Annotated in this window: 15 protein-coding genes; all 15 read left to right on the forward strand. The window is 43.8% G+C overall.

Annotation, left to right across the window (positions count from 1 at the left end; genetic code table 11):
* Positions 1-58: 58 nt before the first annotated feature.
* Complete coding sequence (locus AFM12_RS10265) at positions 59-1744, forward strand: sulfatase family protein (protein WP_055147571.1); 1686 nt, start codon at positions 59-61, stop codon at positions 1742-1744.
* Positions 1737-3770 carry a glycoside hydrolase family 3 protein gene (locus AFM12_RS10270; protein ID WP_055147574.1) on the forward strand — a complete coding sequence of 678 codons (2034 nt, stop codon included), beginning with the start codon at positions 1737-1739 and terminating at the stop codon, positions 3768-3770. The genes AFM12_RS10265 and AFM12_RS10270 overlap by 8 nt, the downstream gene beginning before the upstream one ends.
* Positions 3771-3783: 13 nt before the next feature.
* A complete protein-coding gene (locus AFM12_RS10275; RefSeq protein ID WP_055147577.1) occupies positions 3784-4920 on the forward strand; it encodes an esterase in 1137 nt (378 codons plus the stop codon).
* Between the two features lie 61 nt (positions 4921-4981).
* Positions 4982-6175: an MFS transporter gene (locus AFM12_RS10280; protein WP_055147580.1), complete on the forward strand. Its 1194-nt coding sequence runs from the start codon at positions 4982-4984 to the stop codon at positions 6173-6175.
* A gap of 4 nt (positions 6176-6179) precedes the next feature.
* Positions 6180-7733 (forward strand): GDSL-type esterase/lipase family protein, encoded by a 1554-nt coding sequence (locus AFM12_RS10285; RefSeq protein WP_055147583.1) that lies wholly within the window; start codon positions 6180-6182, stop codon positions 7731-7733.
* An 84-nt stretch (positions 7734-7817) separates the two neighbouring features.
* The gene (locus tag AFM12_RS10290) at positions 7818-8762 is read left to right on the forward strand and encodes an alpha/beta hydrolase (RefSeq protein WP_055147586.1); all 945 of its coding nucleotides are present in this window, start codon (positions 7818-7820) and stop codon (positions 8760-8762) included.
* Between the two features lie 47 nt (positions 8763-8809).
* The gene (locus tag AFM12_RS10295) at positions 8810-9592 is read left to right on the forward strand and encodes an NIPSNAP family protein (protein ID WP_055147952.1); all 783 of its coding nucleotides are present in this window, start codon (positions 8810-8812) and stop codon (positions 9590-9592) included.
* 131 nt (positions 9593-9723) lie between these two features.
* Complete coding sequence (locus AFM12_RS10300) at positions 9724-12975, forward strand: glycosyl hydrolase (RefSeq protein ID WP_055147588.1); 3252 nt, start codon at positions 9724-9726, stop codon at positions 12973-12975.
* Positions 12976-12979: 4 nt separating this feature from the next.
* Positions 12980-13465, forward strand: a complete 486-nt coding sequence (locus AFM12_RS10305) for a cupin domain-containing protein (RefSeq protein WP_055147591.1) — start codon at positions 12980-12982, stop codon at positions 13463-13465.
* Between the two features lie 27 nt (positions 13466-13492).
* Positions 13493-14257 (forward strand): SDR family NAD(P)-dependent oxidoreductase, encoded by a 765-nt coding sequence (locus tag AFM12_RS10310; protein ID WP_055147594.1) that lies wholly within the window; start codon positions 13493-13495, stop codon positions 14255-14257.
* Positions 14258-14566: 309 nt separating this feature from the next.
* Positions 14567-15559, forward strand: a complete 993-nt coding sequence (locus AFM12_RS10315; protein ID WP_055147597.1) for a VOC family protein — start codon at positions 14567-14569, stop codon at positions 15557-15559.
* A 45-nt stretch (positions 15560-15604) separates the two neighbouring features.
* A complete protein-coding gene (locus AFM12_RS10320) occupies positions 15605-16720 on the forward strand; it encodes an alpha/beta hydrolase family protein (RefSeq protein WP_055147600.1) in 1116 nt (371 codons plus the stop codon).
* Positions 16721-16746: 26 nt separating this feature from the next.
* A complete protein-coding gene (locus tag AFM12_RS10325) occupies positions 16747-17883 on the forward strand; it encodes an FAD-dependent monooxygenase (protein WP_055147603.1) in 1137 nt (378 codons plus the stop codon).
* A gap of 51 nt (positions 17884-17934) precedes the next feature.
* Positions 17935-18888, forward strand: coding sequence for a fumarylacetoacetate hydrolase family protein (locus AFM12_RS10330; protein ID WP_055147955.1), 954 nt, complete (start codon positions 17935-17937; stop codon positions 18886-18888).
* Between the two features lie 216 nt (positions 18889-19104).
* Positions 19105-21351, forward strand: coding sequence for a DUF7133 domain-containing protein (locus AFM12_RS10335; RefSeq protein ID WP_055147606.1), 2247 nt, complete (start codon positions 19105-19107; stop codon positions 21349-21351).
* The last annotated feature ends 285 nt before the right edge of the window (positions 21352-21636 follow it).

Here is a 21636-nt window from a genome sequence, read left to right on the forward strand (position 1 = left end):
GTGAGAATGCTGTATTTTAGTTGTAATCAACTGTTTTGGAATAATAACCTATTGAATAATGAAATCAATCCGACAGGCACTCGTCCTCTTTTTGCTTGCGTTTGCCTTTTTTAGTTTTAATCAGAGTGAGAAACCAAATTCTTCGGAGAAGCCACCTAATATTCTCTGGCTGGTGGCAGAGGATCTGAGTCCTTATATTGCAGCCTTCGGAGACTCCACAGTTTCTACACCTAACCTTGATTGGCTGGCCAGTGAGGGTGTGGTATATGAAAATGTATTTTCTCCTTCCCCGGTTTGTGCTCCTTCCAGATCTGCTCTGGCGACAGGGATGTACCCGACGCAAATGGGGGCGAATCATATGCGTACAGGCCCTTGGTTTATGTGGCCTTTACCACCGGCTGCTGAAAAAATGTTTGAACAGCAGGAAAAAGATGGAGCTCGTTTTTATGAGGCCGTCCCGGCTCCTGAGGTGAAGATGTTCACCGAGTATTTGAGAAAAGCCGGTTACTACTGTACCAATAATTCAAAGGAAGATTACCAGTTCAGACGTACCCTTACCGCCTGGGATGAATGCAGCCCTCAGGCTCATTGGAAAAACAGGAAGGAAGGACAGCCTTTCTTTGCCATGAAGACTTTTATGGTCACGCATGAGTCCCAAATCTGGGCTAAAGCCAAAGATTCTCTCTGGGTAGATGAGGACTTGGAAGTGCCTGTTCCGCCTTATTTGCCAAATACTGAGGTTGCCAAAAAAGATATCCGACGGATGTATTCCAATATTAAAGAAATGGATGCTCAGGTAGGAGAAATGATTCAGGAGTTGAAAGATGCCGGTGAATTGGAGAACACCATTATCGTCTGGTTTACGGATCATGGCGGTCCGCTTCCGCGTCAGAAAAGGCTGATTTATGATTCCGGTTTGCAGGTACCCATGATTATTCGATACCCCAATAAAGAAAGAGCAGGAACCCGCGAAGACCGACTGATCAGTTTTGTTGATTTCGCCCCTACTGCGATGTCAATGGCTGGAATTGAGCCGCCTGCCTACATGAATGGAAAAGCATTTGCCGGATCTTATGAAGCTAAAGAAAGAGAATACATTTATGCCGCATCAGATCGTTATGATGAGTCGACTGACGCCCTTCGTGCTGTTCGGGATAGCCGGTATCTGTATGTCAGAAATTTCAAACCTGAGTTGCCCCGTTTTCTTCATGTCAGCTATCGTGACCAAATGCCAATCATGCAGGAGCTTTATCGCCTGCGGGATGAAGGAAAACTGACTCCGGAGCAAGCTCTTTGGTTTGCTGAAACAAAGCCTGAGGAGGAACTGTATGATACCTGGAATGATCCCCATCAGTTGCATGATATTGCCGGAGAGGCTGCTCTTCAGGCAAAGAAAACTGAATTAAAAAAGGCTTTGGAAAACTGGATCAGCTCCACCAATGACCTCAACTTAATCCCTGAAGATTCACTCCTGACCAAAATCTGGCCGGAAGGTCATAAGCCGCAAACAGCTACCCCGGAAATAAAGAAAGTGGCCAAAGCTGATGGTTCCGGAAGTCAGTTTATTGTAACCTGTTCTACTCCCGGAGCTACTCTGGCTTATAAAATTGTGGAACGAGGGGGAAATCCTGACAATCAGCATTGGAATATCTATCACAAACCGGTTGATGCGGTGCCTGGGAAGGAGTTTGTAGTAGTTGCTCATAGAATTGGTTATAACCCTATAGAAATAAGACATGAATAAGAGAATTAAAAGTATAGCTCTTGTGAGTTTATCCCTGAGTTATGGTGTTTTTAGCTGCCAGAATAATGGCACAGACAAGGTGGAACAGCCTGAGTTAGGTTCCCGGTCGGTAAACGTTATCGAAATTGAAGGTTTACAGTTTAAAGACCTCAATCGGAACGGAGAGCTGGATGCCTATGAAGATTGGAGGCTTTCAGCAGAAGAACGAAGTGCAGATCTAACTGCCCGTTTAAGCACGGAGCAGAAAGTGGGCTTGATGCTGATTAGTACCACTCAGCTGGAAAATGATGCTATGTTTGGCCGTGGCCAGGCCGGAAAGCCGGTTACAAGCAATTTTAATGAAAATGATAATGTCAGTGAGGTGAATTTCTTTACCAGAAAGCCACTTCCTGTGCCCATGATGTCATCGGCAGGTACGACTAAAGACGTTACAGAGTTTTACAAAAGAAGTTTTATTCTAAGGGCCAATACAGCCGTTGATACCTTGGCTAAATGGGCGAATAACTTACAAGCACTTTGTGAGGAGGACGATTTCGGAATTCCTGCAACGATAGCGTCTAACCCACGAAATCATATCTCTATTGACGCTTCCATTGGTTTGACCATGGGCAGAACTGCCTTTACGGCTTTCCCCGGAGAACTGGGATTGGCCGCAATGCGAGATTTTGACATGGTTAGGGAGTTTGCGGATATCTCACGGCAGGAATGGAGAGCTGTTGGGATAAACAAGGGTTATATGTACATGGCTGATTTGGCCACTGAACCGCGTTGGCAGCGAATCGAAGGTACATTTGGTGAAGATGCTGAACTCTCGGCCAAAGTAATGCGTGAAATAGTTCTGGGTTTTCAGGGCGTGAGCCTGGGCTCTGGTTCTGTCGCTTTGACGACGAAACACTTCCCCGGAGGGGGGTCGGGAGAAGGCGGACAAGACCCGCATTTTGATTGGGGTAAAAGAGAGGTTTACCCGGGTGGAATGTTTGATAACAACATAATTCCTTTTAAAGCGGCTATTGACGCCGGTACTTCGGCCATAATGCCTTACTATTCTTTGCCTTCAGGAACAGAATATGAAGAGGTTGGTTTTGCCTACAATAAGCGAATCCTTCAGGAAATTCTGAGAGGGGAATTGGGCTTCAAAGGGATTATTAACTCGGATACAGGTCCTATTGAAATGATGCCTTGGGGCGTAGAAGATTTGTCTATAATTGAGCGATATAAAAAGGCTTTGGAAGCAGGTGTTAATCTTTTTTCGGGAACAGCAGACCCCACTCTTTTGATTGAAACCATTCATACTTATCCGGAGCTGATGCCTCTTATCGATGAGTCAGTTCAGAAAATACTGGCTGAAAAGTTCCGTTTGGGTCTTTTTGAAAACCCTTACGTAGATGAGGCTGAAGCGAGTAAAATTGTTGGAAATGAAGTCTTTCAAAAGGCGGCTGATGAGGCTTTGAGAAAGTCAATTGTGCTTTTGAGAAACGAAAAAGAGGCTTTACCAATTAAGGCCAGAACGAAGGTCTATTTTGAGACTTATATGCAGAGTAGAGATGGCTCACCATCAAATGTTTATCAACCGGAAAATAACAGCTGGGATGTTGACTTTGTAGGCACTGCTGAGGAGGCTGATGTGGTATTACTTTGGTTGATTCCTAAAGCTCCTTCTCTGTTTCAATCGCAGGGTGATCCGCTTCATGTCAATCTCTCCAATAATGGGGTCGATTTGGATTATCTGAAAAAACTGACTGAGAAGCCAACTGTTTTGGTGGTCAATTATACCAATCCATGGGCGATTGATGAATTATACACAGGCGGCGAAGAGAATATTCCGGCAGTGCTGGCCACCTTTGGTAATACACCTGAAGCCATTTTAGATGTGGTGTCCGGAAAGTTTACACCGGGTGGTAAAATGCCATTCTCAACCCCTGTTAATGATGAAGCCGCTCAAAATCAAAAGTCGGATGTACCAGGTTATCTGGAAGGTGCCGGCTATGAGTTTTTCAAGTTTGATGAAGGATTGACAAGTTTTTAAAACATAAATATCAATGAAGAATACCTTAACCGCCTTATTCTTTTTATTGGGTTCATTGGCTTTTGCCCAATTTCCCAACCGTACTCCAACACCTAATGATACCTTAAAATCAGTTCAGATTCAGGAAGATGGTAAACTGAAATTCAGCATTTATGCCCCAAAGTCTTCCGAAGTTAGGGTTTCCGGTGATTTTACCGGCGGCTTTCCGGGTTTAACTCTGGAGAAGTCAGAAATTGGAGTTTGGTCAGCGACCACATCAGGGCCTGTAAGCCCTGATGTGTACACCTATGATTTTTATGTTGATGACCTGAAGGTCTTTGATCCAAAGAATTCTCTTTCAAAAGAAAGTAACAGCGGCTACTCAAATCTTTTTGAGATATCAGGTGAGGAAAATGAATTTCAAACACTGCAGGACGTGCCTCATGGAAGGGTAGAAAAAGTTTGGTACAAATCTGAAACCTTAGATGGTGTTACCCGCAGACTTCATGTTTATCTCCCGCCAAATTATGACGAAATAAGCAAAACTCAGAAGTTGCCGGTACTCTATCTTCTACATGGCGGAGGCGATAATGATGCCAGCTGGACAACCGCTGGCCGGGCCAATTTGATTTTGGACAACCTTTATGCCGAAGGTAAAATTGAACCCATGATCGTTGTAATGCCTGCCGGGCATACCGGTATCCCGGGCTTCTTTATGGGAGCGGGTTATTGGCAAGATCCTGCTTGCCGGGACCTGGTCCATACTGTAATTCCTTTTATTGATTCCAATTATCCAACCTTGTCAGATCGTGAACATCGGGCTATTGCCGGATTATCAATGGGTGGAGTTCAAACCTTGAATACGGCCCTATGGAACCCAGAATTATTCAGCTATGTCTTCCCGATGAGTACGGGGTATTTCCCGCCTAATATTCAAGAGATAAAGGATAAGCACGTAGATGTGATGACGAACAAGGAAATTAATAATTTCAAAGTCTTCAAAATCTACATGGGAGGGGAGACAGACATCGCTTATCAAAACAATCTGAATATGATGGAAATGTTTGATGGCTTCGGTATTAGCTATCAATACCAGAATGGAAGCTATGCCCATACGTTCAGGGAGTGGAGAAGAAACCTGCTGGATTTAGCTCCCTTGCTCTTCAGATAGAGTTGTGACTTCCTGAAGCTACCAATTCCACACCCTTTGCACCCTTCAACCCTTAATTGAAATGAAAAAACTTTTCACCTATGAAAACAGGGTGGTGCTGCTGATGGCACTCACCTTCGGTTGTTTGTTTTTTGACAGACTCTCGCTCAATTTTCTGATGCCCTATGTGTCAGAGGATTTGAATCTGAACAACACACAGATAGGCCTTTTAGCCGGAGTGCTGTCTTTAGCTTGGGCCTTCTCCAGTTTCTTTTCTACCGCATGGGCGGAGGCAAAAAACAGAAAACGGCTGGTTTTTCTTGCGGGGGTTTTTGTGTTTTCGCTCTGTTCTTTTGGCTCCGGCTTAGCCATGACTTTTGGCGGGCTTTTGCTGGCCAGAATGGTAATGGGTTTTGCCGAAGGGCCTGTCATTCCTTTGGCTCAGAATTTTGTTGAGAAAGAGTCTTCACCGGGTCGACTTGGACTGAACACCGGCCTTTTGCAGGCGGTAGGTTCAGCTCTCTTCGGGTCTATTCTGGCACCGGTTATTCTGGTTCAAATTGCCGAGAATATGGGCTGGCGTTCGGCTTTTTATATCGCTGGTGTTCCCGGTTTGATGATGGGTCTTTTAAGCTGGTTCTTACTGAAAAAATCAACCACAGAAAGTGAAGGAATAGCGGAGCGTGACCAGGGCCTGAATCTTAAAGAATTATGGAGCTATACCAATGTTCGCTGGGGTATGGCCATTGCCTGCTGTGTTTTTGGCTGGTGGTTTGCCACTCTGCCATTTATTTCAAACTATTTTGTAAATCAACAAGGGATGACCGGCGATGAAATGGGAAAAACAATGGGGCTTCTCGGGGTCTCAGGCCTGCTTTCATCAGTTTTAGTGCCGGGTTTATCTGATAAATTTGGTCGGAAAAAAATCCTACTCATTTTTAGTCTCATTGGAGCTTTCTATCCGTTTGCTGTTTATTCTTTGAGTGGGTCAGGTCTTCATTTACCTGCAATGTTCTTGACCTATTTTATGATGGGATTAATCCCGGTAGCTGCGGCCGTCATTCCATCAGAAGCTGTTCCGGGACGGCTAAAAGCGAAGGCCATTGGATTAATCACCGCCGTGGGCGAAATCATTGGTGGAGTTTTGGTGCCAGCCTTGGCCGGAATGCTCTCAGATACCTATGATGCCTCGGCATTTCTTTGGGTGGCTGCGGCTTTAGCCGTGTTAACCTTTCTTTTTTCTTTTAAATTGGACTCCAAATCAACTCTATCTTAAAATAATGAGATCTTTTCTATGTCTGCTTCTTCTTTTCGGAAGTCAATTTGTCAATGCTCAGGAAGTTATCAAGCTATACGATGGCGTACCTCCCGGTTCCGAAAATGCCACCTGGAGTGAAGCTACTTCTACGAAAAATATGTTTAACACGGAGGTGGTGTATAATGTGAAGGAACCAACAATAACGGCCTACCTTCCCGAAAAACACCTCAATACCGGCACAGCGATTATTGTAGCTCCCGGAGGGGCATTCCACACCTTGAGTATCAATAATGAAGGAGTGGATGTGGCCAAATGGCTCAATAGTAAAGGAATAGCTGCTTTCGTGCTCAAATATAGGGTTGCTCCCAGTTTTACGGATGATCCGGTTAAAGAGCTCATGCCAAAAATGGCAAACTTCGATGCTTTGGATAAAGAAAATGAACCCTATGTAAGGCTGGCAACAGCCGATGGTCTTAAAGCTGTTGAATATGTGAGAAAGCATGCTGAAGAAATGGAGATTAATCCTGATAAAATTGGCTTCATGGGCTTTTCTGCCGGTGGTACGCTGACCATGTCGGTGGTATATAATGGCACCGAGAAAGACAGACCTAATTTTGTGGCTCCCATTTATGCCTATGAGCCAGCAGTGATTGGTTCAAAAATCCCGGTAGAGAAAACACCTATTTTTGTTTGTGTAGCCGGTGATGATCAACTAAAAATGATGCCTATGAGTATATCCATCTATAAAAAGTGGTTTGATGCTGGCCAACCGGCTGAACTACATATTTATGAGAAAGGAGGCCATGGTTTCGGGATGCGGGAGCAGAAGCTGCCGGTAGATAGCTGGTATGATCGTTTCGGTGACTGGCTAAGGGATCAAGGTTTGAGAGATAAAATCAGACCCAGCAAATACGAAAAGCAATTTGGCGAAGCTGAAGTAGAGAAAGGTGAACGAATGGCAGCCGAAAGATTGAGAAGAAATTTCGGAGGAATGGATCGATACAAAGAGGCTAATGCAAAACTCAATGGTGAAGCTCAAAAAGTCGTATTTCTCGGTAATTCCATCACCGAAGGATGGTACCGTCAGGATGAAGATTTCTTTAAACGAAATCAGTTTGTAGGTCGTGGGATCAGTGGTCAAACCTCCTCGCAACTGCTCGTTCGTTTCAGACAGGATGTTGTGGATTTACATCCTGAGAAGGTGATCATTCACATCGGAACCAATGACGTTGCCGAAAACACCGGTCCGTATGATGAAGATTTCACCATCGGCAATATCGAATCCATGATTGACATTGCTGAACAAAACGGTATTCAGGTGTTGATTGCTTCGGTATTACCCGCAACCAAATTTGAGTGGAGGTTGGCCTTGGGTGACCGTTCCGCAGAAATCGTAAAGCTTAATGAACGTCTGAAAAGCCTGGCTAAGGAGAGAGTTTTGAAATACATCGACTACCACTCTGCCATGAAAAATGAGTCAAACGGCCTTAGCCCTGAACTGGCCGCAGACGGTGTGCACCCTACCGCCGAAGGCTTCAAAATCATGGAAAAACTGGTCCTTGAAGCTCTTAAATAACTCCGTGGCCCTCCTTGCCTCCATGGTGTCCTCTGTGTTTCCAAATTCGACGAAAAGAGTTATACTGAGACTAAATTGACGAACATGAAAAAATTAATCATTCTATTACTACTGGCAACTGAAATTACCTTTGCCCAGCAAGTAGTTCCCCTATACGATGGCCTGCCACCCAATTCATTGGAAACAACAGATGAGGAGTCTACCGGAGCAGAAAATCCGGGATGGTTTACCACCGTTTTGACTCCAACATTGACCCTTTATTTGCCTGAGCAAAGTAAAAATACAGGCACCGCGGTTATCGTTTCCCCGGGCGGCGGATACACCGGGCTGGCGATGCAACATGAAGGTCATGATATCGCCAAAAAATTACAGGAGAACGGAATCGCAGGCATTGTTTTGAAATACCGGCTCCCGAACCCTAAGTATGTAAAAAACAAAGAAGTTGTGCCTTTGCAGGACGCTCAAAGGGCTATTCAACTTGTACGTGAAAAAGCTGGAGGATGGGGTATTGACCCAACGAAAGTCGGCATCATGGGCAGCTCTGCCGGAGGGCATCTGGTTTCTACGGTAGGTACCCATTTTGGCAAAGCACAAATATCTAATCCGCTGAACACTAGCCTTCGGCCAGGTTTTTTGATTCTGAATTATCCAGTCATCAGTTTTAAGGATGGAGTAGCACATAACGGTTCACGATATAATCTTGTTGGAGAAATGGCCCTTGGTTCTTATGAACAAAAATTTGGCAAGTCGCTGAAATATTATCCAGTGGCACTGGATCAAATTGAAGAGTATTCAAATGAACTTAAGGTGACAAAAGATACCCCGCCTACTTTCATCATGCATGCCGTTGATGATAAAGTGGTGCCCGTCGAAAATAGCCTGTTATTCATTTCTTCACTGCTGCAGCATGGGGTTGAGGTAGAATCTTTCTTCTACGAAAAAGGGGGACACGGTTTCGGAATGACCAACCCTGAAGCCAAAGTGCAATGGATAGATGCCTGCCTGTCATGGATTCTTGAAAGGAGATGACTAACTTGTCCTCCCTTAAAGTAGAAAATAAACCCATATTGAAACCGATGAAAATAATTCAAAAGTCTTTAGGTCTGACAATCCTTTTGCTGATCAGTAGTGTGTTGGTTACGCAGGCAGCCAAAAGAGAATTTTACGAAATCAAAATTTATTCAATTAGTTCTGAAGACCAGGAAGACCGCCTGGATGCCTACCTCTCGGAGGCCTATTTGCCAGCCTTACACCGAATGGGTATCAGTACTGTTGGTGTTTTTAAGCCCAGAAAAGATACCGACGATGCCGGCAAAAAAGTGTATGTTTTTACACCACTTAAAGCTCCTTCTGATGTGATGAAAATTGAAGAAAAGCTGGCCGTGGATAAAGCCTATCAGGCCGCCGGAAATGACTATATCAATGCCGCATATAATGATGCCCCTTATGATCGTTTTGAGTCAATTATTCTGAAAGCCTTTGTTGATGCTCCTCAAATGGCTGTTCCGAACCTAAAGGGGCCTAAAAGTGAGCGATTCTATGAATTGAGAAGTTACGAAGGCCCGACTGAAAAATTGTATCGGAACAAAGTGGATATGTTTAACGCGGGCGGAGAAGTCGTTTTATTTAAAGATTTGAACTTTAACGCCGTTTTCTACGGTGAGGTGGTTACCGGTAGTCATATGCCAAACCTAATGTATATGACCACCTTTGAAAATAAGGAAGACCGTGATGCTCATTGGAAGTCATTCGTAGATTCGCCGGTTTGGGACAAACTAAAATCTGACCCGAAATACCAGCATAATGTGTCAAAGAACACGCAGTATTACCTCTATCCCACAGAGTATTCAGATATTTGATCCGATAAAACTATCGATAAAAAGCACTGCATTGGCGGTGCTTTTTTGTTTTAATAAATACGGTTCAGTACAGGACAGCTTAAGAAGGGGGAATGCGTAGTTTTGCTATGACCTAATGAAAACCTTAACCTATGAAAAATTTACAATCAGCATTGGCCTTGACCTTGCTGGCTCTTACGGCCACAGCTCAATCACCTGAAAATTTCCAAAACCCGCCAAATTCGGCCAAACCTCGAGTATGGTGGCACTGGATGAATGGCAACGTCACCAAAGAAGGCATTCAAAAAGACCTCGACTGGATGGAACGAACAGGCATAGGCGGCTTCCAAAATTTTGATGCCAACCTGATGACTCCACCAGTGGTGAAAGAAAAGCTTGTTTTCATGACACCCAAATGGAAGGAGGCTTTTAAGTTCACAACTGATCTTGCCAAAGAAAAAGATTTGGAAATGGCCATCGCCGGCTCACCGGGTTGGAGTGTTACCGGAGGCCCTTGGGTAAAGCCGGAGCACGGTATGAAGAAATATGTCTGGTCAGAAGTTTTACTGAAAGGTGGTCAAACATTTTCGGGTAAAATACCTCAACCTTCTGATGTGGCGGGACCTTTTCAGGATGTGCCCATGGTTGGAGAAGCGGTGCTGAGTGATGAGAGCAATCATCAACTGCCACATTTTTACAGGGATGCCTATGTAATCGCCTACAAACTACCTGAAACGGAAAAACATCTGATGGATGCTCATCCTAAAATTTCTGTGAGCGGAGGTGATTTTGATGTGAGTAAATTGCTGGATCATGACATTGTCACCCGATTTGAAATTCCACCAACAGAAGTAGGTCAGGATATGTATATTCAATATGCTTTTGATGAACCACAAACATTCAAAGCATTTGGAGTTGCCGGGGCATCAGAAGATCGTCTGGCTCAGTTTAACGGAGTTCCATTGAACAGGTCTCTGAAAGTCTCGGATGATGGGATTAATTTCAGAGAGGTGGTTCGGATGACCGGCAGCTATGTGGCTTTCAATACGATGTCAATTCCTGAAACCACGGCAAAATACTGGCGTATGTGTTTTACAACCATGAAGCCTGAGCTGAGCCCGATTATGCGAATGATGGGCGTTACCGAGGCCAAGCCGCAAGGAGTAAAAGTTGGGGAGTTTGTCCTATTTAATACAAGCCGAATTGATCAATGGGAAGATAAGGCCGGATTTATGCCATGGACAGAAACAGGTCTGGAAAGTGGTTCAGCATCAGATGACGTCATTGCTCCACAAAATATCATTAACCTTAGCTCCAAAATGGCGGAAGATGGTAGTTTAACCTGGGAGGTTCCACCGGGAGAATGGATGATTCTGAGATTGGGCTATTCCCTGACCGGGCGTGAGAATCATCCGGCATCACCCGAAGCTACAGGTCTGGAAGTGGATAAGCTGGATGAAAACGCGGTGAGAACCTATATCAATGCTTACCTAGATATGTATCAGGATGCCACCGGAAATCAAATGGGAGAGAATGGTTTGGGTTATATGATCTTGGATAGCTACGAAGCAGGTCATATGAACTGGACGCATGATTTTCCTGAAGAATTTAAAAGAAGAAGAGGATATGATCTGCTTCCATGGCTGCCTGCTTTAACCGGCCGGGTGGTCAAAAGCATGGAAGCCAGCGAAAAATTCCTTTGGGATTTCCGTAAAACCATTGGTGAAATGATTGTTGATAATCATTATGAGGTGATCGGTGAAGAATTGCATAAAAGAGGGATGAAACGTTATACCGAATCACACGAAAACAAACGGATTTATTTGGCTGACGGTATGGATGTGAAAAAGAATGCAGACATTCCTATGTCAGCCATGTGGACTCCGGGCAGCCTTGCCGGAGGAGAAGATGAAGAACCACGCAGTGAGGCTGATATTCGTGAGGCAGCATCTGTGGCCAATATTTATGGTAAACCGTATGTAGCGGCAGAGTCGATGACTTCTGTTGGTAAGTCTTTTCAGGAATACCCGGAGAAGCTCAAAAGAACGGCTGATCTCGAGCTGGCTTCCGGTCTGAATCGTTTTGTAATTCACACTTCAGTTCACCAGCCTCTGGATAAAGGCCCGGGTTTTTCTTTAGGACCATTCGGGCAATATTTCAGTCGTTTGGAAACCTGGAGTGGAGCAGGTGCCAGAGCCTGGATAGGTTATCTGGGCAGAAGCTCCTACATGATGCAACAAGGTCAGAATGTCGCTGACATCCTTTATCTGTATGGAGAAAATACAAATGCCACATGGGTGAGTCGTGAGAAACTTCCTGAAACCCCTGAAGGGTATGAATGGGATTTTGTGAGTGCTTCTATCTTGAAAGAGGCGATCAAGGCCAATGATCAGGGAGAATTGGTAGCTCCTTCCGGAAATCGATATAAGGTTTTAATGCTGGATGAAAGTACGAGCGAAATGACACTTTCCACTCTGCAGAAAATTGGAGAGTTGGCTACCAATGGGGTAAAAATTATTGGTAAAAAACCTGTAAAATCTCCATCTCTGGTTGATAATCAGTGGTATTTTGAAAAACTGGCCAATGCTATTTGGAGCAGAAGTAATGTAGGGCCAAATGTAAGTATAGATTCATCGCCGGATGTTTTAGTGAACGGAACAGATCATAAGGTTTTGTTCCGTCATAGAAAAACAGAAGATGCTGATATTTATTGGTTGAATAACCGAAATGTAGAGCCAACTGAAGCGACGATTAGCTTCAATGTTAGTAACAAAACTCCAAAACTTTGGAATGCGGAAACAGGTGAAATTACGGAACTGGCGTATTCCCAAAAAGATGGCAGAACGGAAGTGCCTCTTCATTTGAAATCCTGGGATGCCGTATTTGTTGTTTTTGATGAGCCTTCGGCTCAAAATCAGGTAGCTGTGGCCTTGCCCGTTAAAAAATCGGAGCAGGTGATTGCTGGTCAGTGGAATGTCAATTTTGATGGACTCTCAAAACAAATGACGCATCTGGTTTCGTGGACGGAAGACGAGAATACTAAACATTTCAGCGGTACGGCAGTATACTCCTTAAGCTTCAAAAAGAAGAAAATTAATTCCAATGAGACCTATTTGTTAGAGTTGGAGGATTTGAAAAATATTGCTGAGGTTTCATTGAATGGTCAGGTTGTAAGCACCATCTGGAAGAAGCCCTATCAAGCTGACCTAACCGGAGCTATCAAAAAAGGAATAAACACGCTGGAAATTAAAGTCACCAACACCTGGGTAAACAAGTTGGTTGGCGATGCTGCGAAACAAGGTGAAGAAAAGGAGACGTTTACGACCATGCCATTTTATGCTCCAAACAGCCCTCTTTATCCAGCGGGTATTCTAGGAAAAGTGAAATTGATCTCTTTGGAGTAAAGTCATGGATAAAATTCGACGAATTGTAACAGGTCATGATAGTGACGGATCAGCAATTTTCAGAGATGATGATTTAATTGAACCTTTAGTCATACCTACTGGAGATGCAGCCATGGCCACTCTTTGGACTTCCGAAAGTTTACCTGCAGACTGTAATGACGAAACAGATGGCCGACTTCGGGATGCCGGGACAACCATTCAGCAAGGTTCAGTACTTCGAGTAGTAGATATGCTTCCGGGAGCTTCTTCTCCAATGCATCGCACCAGTAGTATAGATTATGGAATAGTAATTTCTGGTTCCATTGAGCTGGAGTTAGATCACGGTGTTTTTAAGACCGTAAATGCCGGGGAGGTTATTGTTCAGAGGGGCACCATTCATAAATGGAGGAATCCAAGTAATAATAATATTTGCCGAATCATTTTTGTGCTCACAGAGGCCAAAGCTTTTGAAGTCAATGGATTGCCATTACCCGAGGTAATGGAGCATTAAAAAGAATGGGGTCAAATTCGTATTTGTATGGAATTTTTGAATAAGGTCTGTTACGTAACGGGAGCGGGTTCAGGTATTGGTAAAGCTACGGCTTTAGCATTCGCACGAGATGGAGCTCATGTTGTTGTTTGTGATATTAACGCTGAAGGTGCTTCCCAGACCGGAAAGGAAATTTCGGATATGGGAGGAGAAGTCCTTTGTCTTCCCTTAAATATTGCCCGTCCCGACGAAGTTGAGCGATCGATTCAGCAAACGGTTGAGAGGTTTGGCCGATTAGACTGTGCGGCCAACATCGCTGGTATAGCTGGGCCGGTTTCAAAAAGAATTCATGAGTACCCTGAAGAATTTTGGAAACAACAGATCGAGGTAAATCTTACAGGAACCTGGTATTGCTTGAAATATCAACTTGCTCAGATGTTAGTCAATGGCGGAGGTTCCATTGTCAATCTTTCCTCTGCTGCGGGGCTGATTGCTCAGCCCGAAAACTCTCCTTATGCCGCTTCCAAACATGGGGTGGTTGGTTTAACCCGAACTGCGGCCAAAGAATACGCAACTGATCATATTCGGGTTAACGCTGTTTGTCCTACAGCAATTGAAACTCCAATGATCATGGAAGGACGTCGAAAACTCGCCCATAACCCGGAGGCCCGTCAGGCAGCGATTGATTTTCAGGCCATGAAGCGAATGGGAACCCCACAAGAAATTGCAAATGTCATTCTTTGGCTTTGTTCCGAGAAATCAAGCTTTATAACCGGGGTAGCTTTTGCCGCTGATGGCGGGGCCTTGGCTTGAAAATTTTGAGCCATGAAATATACGGTAATCATGGAAGATTTCATTCTTCACACGGAAAGGGATGGTTTATTTTAAAACCGAGTAAGATCTGAGTTTCTTTTCTCCGTTGACTCAATACTCATAAGTCATAGATTTCTGAAATAGAAGTTTCGATTAGTTAAAGCCAAAATTGAATATCAGGAGGCTCAAAATGAAAACTATTTAAATAAATTGGATTGATAGTGAATATTTTAGGAATGAATCTGATTCAAAAGAAACAGGTCTATGACTTAAATTTGTACAATTCAAAAAGCAAATAGTATCATTTATATGGCAAAGAACCCGCATTTCCTATCTCAAATGGCCCATGTTGAGGTACTCACAAAAGATTTGGAGAAGTCTGTTGAGTTTTTTAGAGACGTTGTAGGAATGGATGAGACCGGTAGAGAGGAAAATTCAGTTTACCTGAGAGCCTGGGGAGATTACTTTCATCATACACTTAAATTAACTCAAAGTGAACAATCCGGCCTTGGACATATTGGCTGGCGTGCCGATAGCCCGGAAGCTTTGCAAGAATGTGTCGCCTATCTTGAAAATATTGGTGCTGGTCGCGGCTGGCATGATGGTGATTTGGGGCATGGGAAGGCCTATCGGTTTCAATCGCCGGACGGCCACATGCACGAGGTGTTCTGGGATGTGGTTTGGTTGAGAGAAGAAGGTGAACGAGGAAGTATTTATGCGGACCGTTACTCAAGCAATCGACTGAAAGGTGCAAACCCGAGAAGGTTTGACCACGTCACTTATATGGTGGCTAAAGGGAAATACCCGGCAGAAAAGGCCTTTTGGAAGGGAATGGGTTTGAAAAATCCGGATGAAATCAGAATGACAGATGACATGCCACCTATCGGGGGGTTACACACAATTGCTAACCTTTCTCATGATATTGCTGTCTTTACTGATCCAAATATTGGCGAAAACGAGGCAGTTCTAAACCACATTTGCTGGAATGTTGATAGCCGTGAAGAAGTGCTATTGGCTCTCGACTATTTCATCGAAAAGGGCTTCAAAAGTGTGATGGGAGCACCTACCCGCCATAAGGCTGACGAAGGTTTCTTCATTTACATCACTGATCCGGGAAGCGGAATTCTGTTTGAGTATTACGCTTGTGCCCGCCTGGTTTTTGCTCCTGACCATCTGGATGTTCATTATCTCAAAGATAATCCGAATGACGCCTGGGGATCGGCCAACCCGTTTGCAGAAATGGGGAAAGGGAAAAAACTGGGGCTTTCAGAGGATGGAACCGTAAAGCCGGTTGACATTTAAGTCAACCTGTTTTTACACAATAGAAATTCAAAATATCAAGAATATATGTGGCATTATTTTCCCGGGCATTACATGCCTTCTTATCAGGTAAACAGAGCTCTTACTCAGGCCCATTATGGTGGAGGTGAGTTTGCAGAAATACTGGAAGTTGCAAGTGAAATTGATCCCGAAAACAGAGAAACTTTTAATCTCGCCTGGCTTAAAAAAGGCAATGAGGTTTTTGAGTGGGCAGAGGCGTATGAGAAAAAAAAAGCCTTCGTTTCAGCTCGAAGAACCTACCTGAGGGCTTTCAATTATTTACGAAGTGCAGAGTTTTTTATGAATCTGCATGATGAGCGAAAAAACGAAACTTATATCAAAGCCCGGGAGGCATTTTTAAGAGCGATCAAATACTTTGACGAAAAGCCTTTGCAGATAGAAGTTCCTTTTGAAGGTTCTTTTTTGCCCGGGTATTTATTCAAACCTACGGGTGTTAAAAATCCACCGGTGATGCTGATGTTTGGCGGTCTGGATAGCCTGGCGGAGGAATTGTATTTTGGCATTGGAAATCATTTAAATGAGCGGGGGATTGCTCTTTTAGCCGTAGACGGGCCGGGACAAGGAGCAGCATTAAGGCTAAATCATATTCATTCGCGTTATGACTTTAATGTTGCAGGAACTGCCGTACTTGATTGGATTCTGGAAAATCTCGGAGATGAAGTGGATACCAGCCGTGTTGGTATTGCCGGCGTCTCTATGGGAGGTTATATGGCGGCTCGTTGTGCAGCTTTTGAGCCTCGATTTAAGGTATGTATGATTTTTGGTGCAGTCTGGTCTTACTATTCGGTATGGGCCGGTCGCAGCGGGAAACATCCACTGGCTGAAATTGTCATGCATATCATGGATGCTGAGTCGTACGAAGAAGTACTTGAGAAACTCAAGGGATACACTTTGGAAAATGGTGTTGCTGAAAAAATTTCCATGCCGACCTTCATTATGCACGGTGGTGGAGATAAACAGAATTTTGTGTCACATGCCATTGAATTAGAGAAACACCTGACCTGTGAACATGAAATGAAAATAGTGCCCGAAGGGCAAAGCGGAGCTCAACACTGTCAGGTCGATGATTTTATGCCCACGTTAGATATGTACGATTGGATTGCAGAAAAAATAAAAGCCTGATCTCAAACTCAACCCAGAATTGAAAAATGAATGCTGTAAAAAAAGTACTTGTTGTCGGAGGTGGCATTGGAGGACAATCTGTAGCCATTGGTCTCAGACGTGCCGGTATTGATGTTGAAATTGCTGAAATTCTTCCCGAATTCAATGTTTATGGTGTTGGAATTATCCAACAGCAAAATGCACTAAGAGCACTTGATGATCTGGGCATTGGGCAGGAGGCCCTTCGCAGAGGATCACCTTATGGTCAGGTGAAAATGTTTACAGCAGGAGGGCATCCTGTGGGTCTGGCAGGTGCTCCGGCCAATGAAAAATATCCGAGCCATAACGGTATTTCAAGAAGAGTACTTCACGAAGTGATGTTTGAGGAAGCATCTAAACTTGGAGTTCCCTTTAGAATGGGTTTAACTGTTGAAAACCTTGAAAACCGGGAAGATGGAGTAAGCGTCACTTTTACAGATGGTTCTGAAGGAGAATATGATTTGTTGATAGCTTCTGATGGTATCAATTCGAAAGTTCGGGGAATGGTCTTTGAAGATTTGCAACCGCGGTACGTCGGCCTTTCGGTTTGGCGATACCCCTTCAAAAGACATGAAGATTTAGACACAGGATATATTTATTACGGTCGCAGGAGCAAGATTGGGTTTATCCCCATGAATGAAGAGAGCATGTACATGTTTTTAGTTTCTGCAGAAGGTGTAGACCCCTCGATTCCCAAAGAACAATTGGTGCCTAAGCTGGTGGATTACATGTCTGAGTACCCGGTGAAAATTGCTCAGGATGCCATCAAAGAAGTCACAAGGGCTGAGCTTGTCAATTATCGGCCTTTGGAGGCTCTTCGGCTTTCGAACCCCTGGTATAAAAACCGGGTGGTTATTATTGGAGACGCGGCTCATGCCACCATTCCTCAATTGGGTTCAGGAGCGGCTCTAGCTATTGAAGATGCAGTAGTATTAGCAGATGAGTTACAAAAGAATCCGGAAGTAAACATAGCTTTAGAAGCCTTCATGAAACGTCGTTATGATCGATGTATGATGGTGGTCAATGCTTCCGAAACCCTCGGCGAATGGGAGCTTTTAGAATTTGAAGGAAAGCCTTTGCCCGAAGGTGCTAACCCCGGAGCTTTAATCGGGAGAACTGTAGGAGCCTTGGGGGCACCGATTTAGTGTTTGAATCCGAGGTCCCTGAGCTTGTTGAAGGGCAAAAAAAACAAAAAAATGAAACTTATTACATTTCGTAAGAAAGACAATAAAACCAGCATAGGATGGCTTCAGGGAAATGATGTTGTGGATATGCAAAAGGCAAGTCCGGAGCTTCCGGGTGATATGTTGACGTTTATTGATCATCACGAAACATATTTTGATATCATCGAAAAGCTTGGCAAAATTGAGCCTCATTTTTCAATCGATGAGGTAAAATTGCTTCCGCCATTACCAAACCCGCGAAGTGTACGCGATTATATTGGTTTTGAAATGCATATGCTGAATGCTTCGCGTTCATTTGGACATAGCATCAGCGAAGTATGGTATGAAATGCCTATTTACTATTTCACCAATCATCAGGCGATTTACGGACCGGAGGATGAAATTGCACGGCCTCCAAAAGAAACCAAAATGGATTTGGAGCTGGAAATCGCAGCTATTATTGGTAAAGGAGGTAAGGACATCGAAGCCGGTAAGGCAGATGCTCATATTTTCGGGTATACCATTTTTAACGACTGGACAGCCCGGGCCATCCAAAAACGAGAGATGGAAATGCCTTTAGGGCCTTGCAAGGGGAAGGACTTTGCCAATGCCTTTGGTCCTTGCATTGTAACAGCCGATGAATTCGAACAATACCGGGTACCATTTTCTGAAGAATTTTTCAATGAGCCGTTGCGAACTCCTGAACGCAAAGCCGATCGTTTCAATGTAAAAATGGAAGCCAGAATAAATGGTGTAACTGTTTGTGAAGGTAATTATAAAACAGTTTACCACTCTTTTGGTGAGATGATAGAGCGAGCCTCTGAGAATGGTGTACAGCTTATGCCCGGTGATATTCTGGGTTCAGGAACAGTAGGGTGGGGTAGTCTGATTGAAAATAAATTCAGCGTTCACAGGCCCATTGTGCCGGGTGATGTAGTAGAGCTTGAAATTGAAGGAATTGGAGTTTTGAGAAATAAGGTGATATAGAAAATTAAGTTTAAGTTAAAATGGGTCGGTCAACTTTTTGACCGGCCTTATTTTTTTGCTCGTTTCTTTATTTGTTTTCGGCTATTATTTTATCGCTTTGATTGGGCGATTGTGAGAGTATAGCACAGATTTTTGACAATAATTGCAAATTTTTGCCGTAAATCAGTTGGTATCTTTACCGCATAGATTGAACCAAAAGTCTTTATTCTCAACCTTATGAAAATCGCAAAAACAATTAAGTTTTTAGGTATAACTTTTTCATCTCTTCTTTTATTCTCCTTCGTTGGACAGCTCTTTTTTGATGGCTCTGAGTTTTCATTGAAAGACTATAAAATTGAAGAAGGTTTTGACCTTAGTCTGGTGGCCGAAGCCCCGCATTTTGAAGCACCCGTTACCATGGATTTTGATGATCAGGGAAGAATTTGGGTTGTGGAAATGAGAGGTTATATGCCAAATCTTGAGGGCATAGGGGAGGATATGCCAAACGGCCGGATTACCATTCTCGAAGATCTTGATAAAGATGGTATCGTGGATAACTCAAAGGTCTTTCTGGATGGCCTGGTACTGCCACGAGCCCTTGCCCATGTCTATGGCGGACTACTTTATACGGATGGTCCGGCTTTGTATTTCGTGAAAATAAAAAATGACAAACCGGGCAAACGCGTTTTGGTAGACCCTATTTACGCCGATGGCGGAAATGTAGAACATCAGCCGAACGGACTGATGATGAATATTGACAACTGGATTTATAATGCGAATACCCATTTCAGATACCGCATGGTAGATGGAGAATGGATAAAGGAGCCGACGTCATACCGTGGTCAGTGGGGAATTTCAAAAGACAATTTTGGTCGCTTGTATGTCAATAATAACTCGACCCAGCTGCAGGGTGATCATGTGTTGCCTAACACTGTAATTCGCAATCCGTTTTTTAAGCCGAGATATTCGGTTAATCAGCGATTGACACCCAATCAAAAAGTATATCCTTTACATGCCACGGCGGTAAACCGCGGTTACATGAAGGGAGTTTTAGATGAAGAAGGCAAGCTTACGACCGTTACCGCTTCTTGCGGACCAATGGTTTACCGTGGTGGTTCTTTCCCCGCAGGGTATGATCAGAATGCTTTTGTCTGTGTGCCGGAGGCTAACCTTATCAAAAGAAACTTATTAACCATTAAGCCGACAGAGGTTTCAGCCGACCAGGCTTGGGACGGTAAAGAATTTCTGGCTTCAACAGATGAAGGTTTCCGTCCGGTTAATTTATTCAATGGGCCGGATGGTGCCATGTATATCGTGGATATGCACCGCGGAATTATCCAGCATAAAGCCTTTATTTCTCAATATCTGACTCAAATGCTCTCTGACAGAAAGCTGGATACACTACAACATCAGGGGCGTATTCTGAAGGTTACCGCTACAGGGAATTCGAATAAAGGTATTCCTGATTTGTCAAAAGCAAAACCGCAGGACCTCGTCAAATATCTGAATCACGAAAATGGCTGGTTGAGAGACCGTGCACAGCAATTGCTGATTCGTGGTAAAGGCAAAAAAGTGAAGGATGAACTTTGGCAATTGACTAAAACCGATAACCAATACGCCTCGGCTGTTCACGCTCTTTACACCCTTGAGGGGCTCAATCTTCTCTCTTTTGAGGAGTTAAACGCTTTGCTCAAAGTGAGCCCGAACAGCGAAACCTCTGCTCATATCTTGAGATTAATGGAAAGTTTTGCTTCGCCTCAATACATTACTCAAATGGCTGCATCGAGTACAGAGCTTCTGACCCAAAATGATGTGTTGGTTGATCTTTATCTGGCCTCTTCGCTGAAGCCATGGATTGATTTATCACCAGAAACTTTTCTGCCAAAGCTGAACGAAATCGCTGCCAGATACCCGGATGATAATGTAGTGCAGGAGGTAATTGTAAGCAGTCTGGATGGCAAAGAGCAGAATTTCAATGAAGATTTTGATGTTAATGCTGTGCTTGGCAAATACCTAAGCCAGGCGATAGAGAGCCGTGAGAAAAACGACATGAATTCCATTTATGTGGTGGAGAGCAGAAAAGACGATGGCCGTACCAATGGACTGAAGCTCTTCCGTACCATTTGTGGTGCCTGTCATGGAGCTGATGGTTCCGGGATTCCGGATCTTGCCCCGCCGTTGAAAAATTCGGAGTATATCGATGGTTCTGTCCAACGATTAGCTTCTGTTCTGTTACACGGAATAAGTGGACCACTTCATGTCAACGGCGAACTCTACGAGCTTAATAATGATATGCCAGGCCTGGTTAATAACCCGGATATTAGCGATCAGGATATTGCTGATATAATAGGCTTCCTTCAAAATGCTTTTGCGAAAGAAGGTAAACGTATCAGAGCCAGCGAAATTGAAAAGCTGAGAAGTGATGTGCCTGAAGGAGGCGTGTACACAGAGAAGCTTTTGCTGGAGACTAAGTTTGAAAGATAATTTAACTGTTATTCATAATTGAATTTAACTAATGGGGTTTGATCAATAGTTTTTATCGTTTTCTCCATTACTTTTTGATCATTTTCAACTCATTTTTTTTTGTAATATCTTCTCGCCTGTAGAAATGGAAAGTGCTGTCGTTACTTATGGTAACAAATAACCTATGTTTGAATGTATCAATCAAACGGACCGCTATAGTCTCCGATCCATCACTTTCTTTGGCGTCTACTACAATGGTTTTGAGAAGTTCATGCTTATGGCGGTTATCTCTTGAGCCTTTTCTCC

Origin of the sequence: Jiulongibacter sediminis (genome assembly GCF_001306455.1) — a bacterium.
Taxonomy (GTDB): domain Bacteria; phylum Bacteroidota; class Bacteroidia; order Cytophagales; family Spirosomataceae; genus Jiulongibacter; species Jiulongibacter sediminis.

What these genes read in the sequence shown, in the direction of transcription:
- AFM12_RS10265 (WP_055147571.1), top strand. Translation starts at nt 59, where the DNA reads ATGAAATCAATCCGACAGGCACTCGTCCTCTTTTTGCTTGCGTTTGCC.
- AFM12_RS10270 (WP_055147574.1), top strand. Translation starts at nt 1,737, where the DNA reads ATGAATAAGAGAATTAAAAGTATAGCTCTTGTGAGTTTATCCCTGAGT.
- AFM12_RS10275 (WP_055147577.1), top strand. Translation starts at nt 3,784, where the DNA reads ATGAAGAATACCTTAACCGCCTTATTCTTTTTATTGGGTTCATTGGCT.
- AFM12_RS10280 (WP_055147580.1), top strand. Translation starts at nt 4,982, where the DNA reads ATGAAAAAACTTTTCACCTATGAAAACAGGGTGGTGCTGCTGATGGCA.
- AFM12_RS10285 (WP_055147583.1), top strand. Translation starts at nt 6,180, where the DNA reads ATGAGATCTTTTCTATGTCTGCTTCTTCTTTTCGGAAGTCAATTTGTC.
- AFM12_RS10290 (WP_055147586.1), top strand. Translation starts at nt 7,818, where the DNA reads ATGAAAAAATTAATCATTCTATTACTACTGGCAACTGAAATTACCTTT.
- AFM12_RS10295 (WP_055147952.1), top strand. Translation starts at nt 8,810, where the DNA reads ATGAAAATAATTCAAAAGTCTTTAGGTCTGACAATCCTTTTGCTGATC.
- AFM12_RS10300 (WP_055147588.1), top strand. Translation starts at nt 9,724, where the DNA reads ATGAAAAATTTACAATCAGCATTGGCCTTGACCTTGCTGGCTCTTACG.
- AFM12_RS10305 (WP_055147591.1), top strand. Translation starts at nt 12,980, where the DNA reads ATGGATAAAATTCGACGAATTGTAACAGGTCATGATAGTGACGGATCA.
- AFM12_RS10310 (WP_055147594.1), top strand. Translation starts at nt 13,493, where the DNA reads ATGGAATTTTTGAATAAGGTCTGTTACGTAACGGGAGCGGGTTCAGGT.
- AFM12_RS10315 (WP_055147597.1), top strand. Translation starts at nt 14,567, where the DNA reads ATGGCAAAGAACCCGCATTTCCTATCTCAAATGGCCCATGTTGAGGTA.
- AFM12_RS10320 (WP_055147600.1), top strand. Translation starts at nt 15,605, where the DNA reads ATGTGGCATTATTTTCCCGGGCATTACATGCCTTCTTATCAGGTAAAC.
- AFM12_RS10325 (WP_055147603.1), top strand. Translation starts at nt 16,747, where the DNA reads ATGAATGCTGTAAAAAAAGTACTTGTTGTCGGAGGTGGCATTGGAGGA.
- AFM12_RS10330 (WP_055147955.1), top strand. Translation starts at nt 17,935, where the DNA reads ATGAAACTTATTACATTTCGTAAGAAAGACAATAAAACCAGCATAGGA.
- AFM12_RS10335 (WP_055147606.1), top strand. Translation starts at nt 19,105, where the DNA reads ATGAAAATCGCAAAAACAATTAAGTTTTTAGGTATAACTTTTTCATCT.